Annotated in this window: 8 protein-coding genes; 1 reads left to right on the top strand and 7 read right to left on the bottom strand. The window is 70.5% G+C overall.

The features are described from left to right. The 7 genes from ACWDX9_RS36830 to ACWDX9_RS36800 all read right to left on the bottom strand — a co-directional run. On the bottom strand, positions 1-501 hold a 501-nt coding region (locus tag ACWDX9_RS36830; RefSeq protein WP_449962419.1), incomplete at its 3' end, for a hypothetical protein. 80 nt (positions 502-581) lie between these two features. Continuing rightward, entirely contained in the window at positions 582-2,366 is a 1,785-nt protein-coding gene (locus tag ACWDX9_RS36825; RefSeq protein ID WP_449962417.1) for a GH39 family glycosyl hydrolase, read from the bottom strand. Beyond that, positions 2,363-3,874 (bottom strand): glucoamylase family protein, encoded by a 1,512-nt coding sequence (locus ACWDX9_RS36820; RefSeq protein ID WP_449962415.1) that lies wholly within the window; start codon positions 3,872-3,874, stop codon positions 2,363-2,365. The genes ACWDX9_RS36825 and ACWDX9_RS36820 overlap by 4 nt, the downstream gene beginning before the upstream one ends. A 12-nt stretch (positions 3,875-3,886) precedes the next feature. Then, the gene (locus ACWDX9_RS36815) at positions 3,887-4,708 is read right to left on the bottom strand and encodes a carbohydrate ABC transporter permease (RefSeq protein WP_364260374.1); all 822 of its coding nucleotides are present in this window, start codon (positions 4,706-4,708) and stop codon (positions 3,887-3,889) included. Continuing rightward, positions 4,705-5,628: a carbohydrate ABC transporter permease gene (locus tag ACWDX9_RS36810; RefSeq protein WP_364260372.1), complete on the bottom strand. Its 924-nt coding sequence runs from the start codon at positions 5,626-5,628 to the stop codon at positions 4,705-4,707. Before ACWDX9_RS36810 ends, ACWDX9_RS36815 begins: the two co-directional genes overlap by 4 nt. A gap of 25 nt (positions 5,629-5,653) precedes the next feature. Further along, complete coding sequence (locus ACWDX9_RS36805; RefSeq protein ID WP_449962410.1) at positions 5,654-6,919, bottom strand: sugar ABC transporter substrate-binding protein; 1,266 nt, start codon at positions 6,917-6,919, stop codon at positions 5,654-5,656. A 21-nt stretch (positions 6,920-6,940) separates the two neighbouring features. Next, positions 6,941-7,975, bottom strand: coding sequence for a LacI family DNA-binding transcriptional regulator (locus tag ACWDX9_RS36800; protein ID WP_449962407.1), 1,035 nt, complete (start codon positions 7,973-7,975; stop codon positions 6,941-6,943). Positions 7,976-8,116: 141 nt separating this feature from the next. On the opposite strand from ACWDX9_RS36800, the gene ACWDX9_RS36795 reads away from it, so the two are divergent. Continuing rightward, a complete protein-coding gene (locus ACWDX9_RS36795) occupies positions 8,117-8,521 on the top strand; it encodes a nitroreductase family deazaflavin-dependent oxidoreductase (protein ID WP_449962425.1) in 405 nt (134 codons plus the stop codon). Positions 8,522-8,525: the final 4 nt, after the last annotated feature.

The following is an 8,525-nucleotide window of genomic DNA, read 5'->3' as shown; positions in this document are numbered from 1 at the left end:
GGGCGCCCACGCGGGGTCGGGCGAGCCCGTCGACTGCCGCAACAGCAGCTCGCCGAGCCGGTCGGCCACCTCCGTCGTCGGCTGCGCCATGGCGCGCCGCACGAGCGCGTGGATCAGCAGCCCCAGGTGCGGGTACGCCGCCGGGTCCACGTGCTGGAACACCTCTTCGACGAGCCCCGCCCACGTGTCGGCCGAGTCGCCGGGGGGCACGTTCGAGCCGCGCAGCCGCTCCGGGAGCCGCGCCGGATCGACCACAGCCACGGCGGCGAAGTACGTGCCCGCCACCGCCGCGTCCTGCGTGAACCGCTGGTCCAGCCGGTAGCGGGCCAGGTGGAGCATGCCGATCAGGCGCCAGGTGACGGCGTCGGTCCGGTCGCCCGCGCACGCCCGCATCGCCTGCTCGGCCTCGACCAGCGCCGCGGGATCCCAGATCAGGCCGGGATCCGCGGCCTGCTCGAACCGCTCGATGCGGGCGGCCAGCGCCCGAGCCGGTTCGGTCATGGGCACAGGCTCTCACCGGCGTGCGCGCCCGTACAGAACCGTGCCTTAGACCTCCACATCGCCCCGTACGGTATCGCTCTTTACGGTGTCAGCTCGATGAAGGACACGCCCGGCATGGGCAGATCGAACTCGAGGGTGACCGTGCTCCCTGCGGCCGTGGCCGGCGGGGCCAGCTCGTCCAGGGTGTTGGCGGCGTGGAGCTTGTCCCACTGCTCGTCCGCCGGCCAGTCGCCGCCGCCCATCGCCTGCCAGGTCGCCTGCACGTTGGAGTGGTCGCGGTCGATGCGGTGGTGGGTGACCGTGTACTCCCCGTCGGCGAGCCCGTCGACGGTCAGGGACACCGTACGGGTGAGCTCGGGGGCGCCGTCGGCCTGGGCGTGGTTGAGAGTGCCGTTCCAGACCAGCACGCCGATCCTGCCGTCCGCGTGCCGGGCCGCCCACGCCTCGACGCCGGCCACGTCGCCGTCGAGCGTGGCGGCCAGCTCCGCGTCGCCCAGCCGGGAGGCCAGGGTGAGCGCGTGGAAGCGGGGCTTGCGCAGGTTGCCGACCGTCAGCAGGCCGAACCCGCCGTGGAACAGCCGCGGCGGCCGGCCCAGCTCCTCGAAGTGGTCGGAGGCCACCCAGTGCGACAGCGCGGCGATCCGGCCGGCGGCCGACTTCATGCCGTGCAGCAGGAACGCCGCCCCGAACGGCCCGTCGCCGATGCCGTGGAAGTGGGTGGGTGTGGGCCCCCATTCGGTCCACCAGACGGGGACGTCCACGCCGTACCTGGCCAGGACGGGACGCCAGTCGAGCGGCGCGTTGCCGTAGGTGTGGCTGGAGACGAAGTCGAGCGCCGCGCCCGACTCCTCGACGTGCGCGAGCAGCTCCTCCACCCAGCCGTCGGCCGCCGAGGCGGGCCCGCCGACGCGCAGGTCCGGGTGGACGTTCTTCACGGCCGCGGCGGTGACGTCGTAGAGCAGGAAGTACTCCTCGGGCGTGCCGGTCCAGAAGACGGCCAGGTTCGGCTCGTTCCAGACCTCGAAGGCCCAGTGGTCGATCAGCTCGTGGATCCCGTACCGCTCGGCCAGGTGCTCCACGAGCGCCCTGACCAGGTCGCTCCACGCCTCGAAGTCCTTCGGCGGCGAGACGACGGCGTCGTAGCCGAAGACGGTCCTGGAGGGGTCGGCGGCCAGGTCGCGCGGCATGTAGCTGAGCTCCACGATCGGCCGCAGGCCCAGCGCCACGACCTTGTCGTAGACCTCGTCCACGCGGCTGAAGTCGTAGACCGCCTGACCGTCGACCTCGCGGTAGACGCCCAGGTCGTCGCAGAGGATGGCGTGCGCCCTGACCGTCTGGACGCCGAGCTCGTCGCGCATGACGCGCAGCGCCTCGGCCAGCTCCTCGCCGATGGGCCGGCCGCCGCTCTCGTCGGTGCTCAGCAGGTGCGACAGGTGCTCCGACCCCACCATGTACGCCCACGGGCGCGGCAGCTCGCGGGTCACCCGCGCCGCGTCCACGTGGACCGACAGCCCGGCCGGCCCTTCGAGCGGGGCGGCCTGGACGGGCTCGGACAGCGGGCCGGCGTGGTCCACGGCGACGACGGCGGCCACCTGGTAGGACGCCGCTCCGTGGCCGGTGTCCACGTACCGGCAGGACGGGACGGCGGGCACGTCCACGTCCGGCGGCGTGGCCGGCGACCCGTCCCGGTGCACCACGTAGCCGATGGCCCCGGGCACGGCGTCCCAGGTCAGCGTCACCTGGCCCGCTCCCGGGACCGCCGACAGGCCCGTCGGGGCCGGCAGCTCGGGCCGGGAGGCCGGGGTGATCGCACCGGACTCCTGGCCGATGCGCTCCTGCCAGTCGCGGTGGGCAGCCATGTTCATGAAGTGACGTTCCATTCCTCGATTTCCATTACCGGGCGCAGCTTGGCCTCCACGCCCGAGCCCGCGAAGTAGCGGTGCAGATCGCCGCCGGTGAGCACGTTGCCCAGGGCGGCCATCACCATGCCCTGGTCGAGTGCCAGGTACCACTTGGACACGGCCCCCGAGCGGACCGCGACGGCGTCGTAGAAGCCGCCGGGGCCGTAGGCGTCGAAGTTCCGGCGGAGCTTGTCCAGGTTGTCGATGGCCGCGTCCTTCGCGTACGGCAGCGCCAGGAAGCTGGCATGCGGCGTCACGACGCCGTCGCCGTAGGCCGTGGGCTCCGGCTTGGCCGGGCGGCAGCCCTCGTAGCCGGGGTCGGTGCTGGTGCGCTCGCGGTCGGTGGTGTAGCCGGGCTCGTCCATGCCGAGCGGGTCCACGCCGTACTCGCGGTAGCCGCCGTGCGGGTCGTTGGACGGCGAGAAGCCCCAGTAGCCGTACTTGGCCTCGTTCATGCCGTGCTCGATCTGGGCGCGCACGAACACCGGGTGGTTGCGGCCCCAGCTCTTGGGCGCCCACTTGGCCTCGGGGACCACGAGGTCCGGCATGAGGGCCTCGAACATGGAGCCGCCCCAGTTGGGGACGTAGCGCATGCCGCGGTAGGCGTACGTGCCCTCCCAGACGTTCACGCCCAGGTACTTCTTCCACGAGCCGACCGGCTTCTGGTCCTGCCAGCCGAAGTCGCAGCCGTTGTCGGGGAAGGTGCGGTACGGGCCGAAGTAGCTCTCGCGCGGGAGCTGGCCCAGCGCGATGCCCACGTACTGGCCGATGCGGGTCTCGGCGGGCGCGCCGTAGTGGTGGCAGGTCGAGTAGACGGTCGTGCCGGTGCCGGCGTAGTCGCTCGCGACGTAGCAGCCGTCGGGCGGCTCGGGCCAGAAGCCCCCGCGGATCAGGCCGGTGCCCGCGTCGGGGCGGGCGGCGGGGTCGTAGTAGGAGGCGAAGTTCATGGAGGTCAGCAGACGGTTGGCGCGGGCGGAGTATTGCGGGGTCGCGTTGCGGACCATCATGAGGGCCGCGGCCAGCCAGCCGTTGTCCACGCTGGAGGCGAACAGGCGCACCGGATCGCCGGTCTCCGGCCAGGTGTGGATCAACTGGAGGGTGCCGGGATCGTACCAGTTGTAGAACTGGCCGGTGGGCGTGTTCCGCTCAAGTGCCTCCAGCGCCTTGATCACCCGGCCGATCCTGGCGGCGGCGTCCCCGCCGCTGATCAGGCGCAGGTCGCGGGCGGCGAGGGTGCTCCACAGGTACGTGCCGATGTTGGTGGGTGAGGTGACCTTCGCCCTGGTCGCGAGGTCGCCGGTCACCTTGTCGGAGGGCAGGCCGGTGGCCGGCTCCACCATGGCGGCCATCGACCGCCAGGTGTCCTTGGCGTAGCGGAGCAGGGTGGCGTTCGCGGAGGCGTCGGCGAGGGCGGGGGTGGCCGGCACCGTCAGGGCCAGCACGAGCACGCCGGACAGGACTGTCTTGCGCATGGGGGGGCTCCTCTACTTGAGGCCGGTGGTGGCGATGCCCTGGATGAAGAAGCGCTGCAGGAAGACGAACAGGAACAGGATCGGCGCGATCACCACGACCGACCCGGCGACCAGCAGGTTGTAGTGGGTGGCCTCGTGCCCGTTCAGGATGTTGAGCGCGACCGGGAGGGTGTACATGTTCTCGCTCTGCGCGACCACGGCCGGCCACAGGAAGTTGTTCCACGAGCCGAGGAACGTGATCAGCCCCAGCGTGGCCAGCGGCGGCCCGCACAGCGGCAGGATGATCGTGAAGAAGATCCGGAACTCCCCCGCACCGTCCACCCTGGCCGCGTGGATCAGCTCGTCCGGCAGGTCGGCGATGAACTGCCGCATCATGAACACGCCGAGCGGCGTCACCACGGTCGGCAGGATGATCCCGATGAACGTGTTGACCATGCCGAGCTTCGCGATCAGCACGAACTGCGGCACCATGAGCACGATCGCCGGGATCGCGAGCTGCACCAGCACCAGGCCGAAGGCGAGGTTCTTGCCGCGGAAGGACAGCTTGGCGAAGGCGTACCCGACCATGGAGCAGAACAGCAGGTTGGTGGCGACCAGCACGAGCGCGATGAGCATGCTGTTGGCGAAGGCGTTGCCGATGTTCACCCGCTGGAACAGCTCGGCGAAGTTGTCCAGCGTGAAGGTCTCGGGCCAGAAAGTCGGCGGGTCGCGCCTGATCTCCCGCTCCGGCTTGACCGCGCTGAGCGCCGTCCACAGGAACGGCCCGGCGACCAGCGCCAGCCCCAGGCTCAGCCCCAGGTAGACGACCGCGCGCTGGCGGCGGGTCCGGCTCATCTGCGCCTCCCGAGCCTGAGCTGCAGTACGGCCAGCGCCACGATCACCACGAACAGCACGGACGAGGCGGCCCCCGCGTAGCCGTAGTTGCCGACCCCGAACTGGTTGAAGATGGCCAGCGAGGCCGACAGCGTGGAGTCGAGCGGGCCTCCCCTGGTCATGACCAGCGGCTCCTCCAGGAACTGCATGAAGCCGACCGAGCTGTAGACGGTGCAGAACAGCAGCACCGGCCGCAGCGAGGGAACGGTGACCGCGCGGAAGCGGGCCCAGCGCCCGGCGCCGTCCACCTCGGCGGCCTCGTACAGCTCCCTCGGGATGCTCTGCAGCGCGGCCAGCAGCACGACCATGTTGAAGCCGAAGCTGCGCCAGGCCGTCATCACGATGATCGACGGCAGGGCGGTGGACGTGCTCTGCAGCCAGTTGGGGCCCTGGACGCCCACCAGCTCCAGCAGCCGGTTGACCAGCCCGGCCTCCGGCTCCAGCAGGAACTTCCAGGCCACGGCGATGCCGATGATGCTGGTGATGTTCGGCAGGTAGTAGCCGAGCCGGAAGAACGCGGCCGGGAGCCGGGCGATCCCCGAGTTGAGCAGCACGGCCGCGGCCAGCCCGAGCCCGATGGTCAGCGGCAGCGCGGTGACCACGAAGACCACGGTGTTGAGCGCCGCCTTGCGCATGGCGCCGTCGTTCATGAGCCGCAGGTAGTTGTCGACCCCGACCACGTTGACGGCGAGCGGGTCGCTCACGTCGGTGCTGCGCATGTCGGTGAAGCTCATGCCGATGCCGACCAGCAGCGGGCCCAGGTAGAAGACCGCGAACAGCACCACGAACGGCAGGATGAAGATCCAGCCGATGCCGGCCTGGCGTAACGTGCCCCTGAGCCTGATCGGCGCCACCCGGCGGGCGGGGACCGCCACGCTCATGGGCCCTCCCGCGTCGGCGCCACGTTCACAGGCCGGTGCCGATCGTGTCGGCCTGCGACTGGATCGCCTTGAGGGTCTGCTCGGGCGTCTGCGCGCCCCGGGCCAGCTTCTCCAGCTCGGTCTCCAGCACCCTGGCCACCTGCTCCCACGTCGGGAACGGCGGCGGCGTCTTGGCGTCCTTGAGCTGCTCGCCGAAGACCGCGAGCTGCTTGTCGGCGGTCAGCTCCGGCTCCTGCCAGGCCGCCGCGACCGCGGGCAGCGACTTCACCGTCGTGTACCACTTGGCCTGGACCTTCGGCTCGCTCAGCCACTGGATGAACTTCCAGGCCGCGTCGCGGTTCTTGGCCTTCTTGAAGACCACCATGTCGGATCCGCCGAGGAAGCTCGTCGCCGAGACCGGGCCCTTGGGGTAGGGGGCGACGTCGAACTGGTCCTTGAAGCCGGGGCCGCCGTCGTTGTTCAGCACGCCGACCATCCACGGGCCGGAGAAGAAGCCGCCGACCTCGCCCTTGATGAAGCTCTGGGGGAAGGCGCCCTCCGGGGTGTTGTTGGGGGCGAGCTTCTGGGTGAACAGCGACGCGTACTGCTTGAGCGCCGTGAGCGCCTCGGGGGTGTCGAACGTGTACTTGCCGTCCTTGACGATCTCGCCGCCCGCCTGCCAGATGAACGGCAGCACCTCCTGCCAGGAGGCGCCCTGCGTGTAGCTCTGGTTGAAGCCGTTCTTGGCCCCGCCCTTGTCCTTCAGCGCCTTGGCGAACGCGGTGAACTCCTCCCACGTCTTCGGCGGCTCGACGCCGGCCTTCTTCGCCTGGTCCGTGCGGTAGTAGAGGACGCGGGTCTCGACGTACCACGGCACCCCGTACGCCGTGCCGTTGACGTCGACCGTCTGCCAGGCGCCGGGGAAGAACACGGACTTGTCGACCAGGTTGCCGGGGGTCGGCTCCAGCGCGCCGGTCTTGGCCAGCTCGCCCGACCAGGTGGAGCCGACCATGCTCACGTCCGGCGTGGCGCTGCCCGCGATGGCCGCGGTGATCTTGTCGTGCGCCACGTCCCAGCCGATGGCCGTGACGTTAACCTTCACGCCCGGGTTGGCGGCCTCGAAGTCCTTGGCGAACGAGCCGAGCGCCTTGCCCTCCTCGCCCATCGCCCAGACCGTGACCTCCCCCGTGATCTTGCCGGTCGTGACGTTCTGTGCCTGCTCAGGAGTTCTGTCTGCGCTGCGGCCGCAGCCGGCCGCCAGGATAGCGAGGGCCAGCACGCCTCCCGCGGCGCGCCGGGTGGTGGTGTTCACGGACTACCTCCTGGGGGTTGGTCACCGCGGCCGGAACGGATCTCCGGCTCGGCGGTCAGGGCTCGGTGACGTCTCGGGGTGGTCGCCGCAGCTGGAGCGGACCACCAGCTCGGTGGGCAGGCTCTGGTGGCGGGGCAGGTCGCGGGCGCGGGTGATCAGCTCGTCGAGCGCGCGGGCGGCGCGGGCGCCGAGCTCGCGCATGGGCTGGCGTACGGTGGTCAGCGCCGGGCGGGCGTGGCGGGCGGCCATGATGTCGTCCCAGCCGGTCACGGCCAGGTCGCCGGGCACGCTCAGGCCCAGCTCCTCGGCGGCCAGCAGCGCGCCGAGCGCCACCTCGTCGTCGGAGCAGATGATCGCCTCGGGCCTGCGCTTGCCTTTGAGCAGGTCCCTGGCGGCCTCGAAGCCGCACTCGACGGTGTAGTGGCGCGTGTCCACGGCCTCGATCGCGCCGCCGAGCACCGCCCGCACGCCCTGCCAGCGCTCGTCCACGTCGTCCTGGCTGGCCATGGGCGCGCCGAGGAAGGCGAAGCGCTCGTAGCCGTGCCCGGCCAGGTGGGCGGCCAGCTCTCCCGCCGAGGCCCGGTTCTCGCTGCGCAGCGTGTCGGCGCCGGTCAGCGGGTCGCGCGAGATGAACACCAGCCGCATGCCGAGCCGCACCAGCTCGGCCACCAGCGGCTCGGGGACGGTGTGACCGAAGATCAGCATGCCGTCGACCCGCCCGGCGAGGTCCTTGACCAGGTCGTTGACCCGCGTGCGCCCCTTGGTGGACAGGATGACGACGGAGCGCCCCAGCTCGGAGGCGACCTCCTCGTAGCCGAGCAGGACCTCGGTGTAGTAGGGGCCGGCGAGGTCGGGGAAGACGATGCCGTTGGCGGCGTGGCGGCCCTCGGCCAGGCTCACTCCGAGGCGGCTGGGCGTGAAGTTGAGCTCCTCGACCGCCTTGAGCACCTTCTCGCGCGTCCTGGCCGCGACCGGGCCGGTGCCGCGCAGCGCCCGGGACACGGTCGCGATCGACACGCCGGCCCGCTGGGCCACCTCGTAGATGGTCACGTCCATCGAGCGTCTCCCTGTTGTGTAAGCGCTTCCACTTTGGACTGTAAGCGCTTACACACATGCATCCTGCCAGGGTTGTTAACTTCTCGTACAGACCCCGGCGAGTAACGGTGAGGTCACGCCCTCGATGGGTAGTTGTGGATCATGCTCTACGGCAAGGAACACGTACAGCGTTATCAGGAGACCAACGGCGAGGAGGGACACGACTGGAACAACACGACAGTCCTCCTCCTCACCACCAAGGGCCGCAAGTCCGGCCGCTCCTACACGACGCCACTCATCTATCAGAAGCACGGCGACGACTACGTGGTCGTCGCGTCCAAGGGCGGGGATCCCGACCACCCCGAGTGGTACAAGAACATCCTGGCCAACCCTGAGGTGGAGGTGCAGGTCAAGGGCGACAAGTTCACGGCCCGCGCGCGTACGGCCTCCAAGGAGGAGAAGCCGGAGCTCTGGCGGCTGATGGCCCGCACCTGGCCGGACTACGACGAATACCAGAAGAAGACCGACCGCGATATCCCGGTCGTCGTGCTCGAACGCGTCAAATGACGGG

It is taken from the genome of Nonomuraea sp. NPDC003201 (genome assembly GCF_053590415.1).
The sequence above is the reverse complement of the archived record's forward strand: the minus strand, read 5'-3'. Positions and strand labels throughout refer to the sequence as shown.

Coding starts and splice junctions, on each gene's coding strand:
- ACWDX9_RS36825 (WP_449962417.1), bottom strand. CDS start 2,366: ATGAACATGGCTGCCCACCGCGACTGGCAGGAGCGCATCGGCCAGGAG.
- ACWDX9_RS36820 (WP_449962415.1), bottom strand. CDS start 3,874: ATGCGCAAGACAGTCCTGTCCGGCGTGCTCGTGCTGGCCCTGACGGTG.
- ACWDX9_RS36815 (WP_364260374.1), bottom strand. CDS start 4,708: ATGAGCCGGACCCGCCGCCAGCGCGCGGTCGTCTACCTGGGGCTGAGC.
- ACWDX9_RS36810 (WP_364260372.1), bottom strand. CDS start 5,628: ATGAGCGTGGCGGTCCCCGCCCGCCGGGTGGCGCCGATCAGGCTCAGG.
- ACWDX9_RS36800 (WP_449962407.1), bottom strand. CDS start 7,975: ATGGACGTGACCATCTACGAGGTGGCCCAGCGGGCCGGCGTGTCGATC.
- ACWDX9_RS36795 (WP_449962425.1), top strand. CDS start 8,117: ATGCTCTACGGCAAGGAACACGTACAGCGTTATCAGGAGACCAACGGC.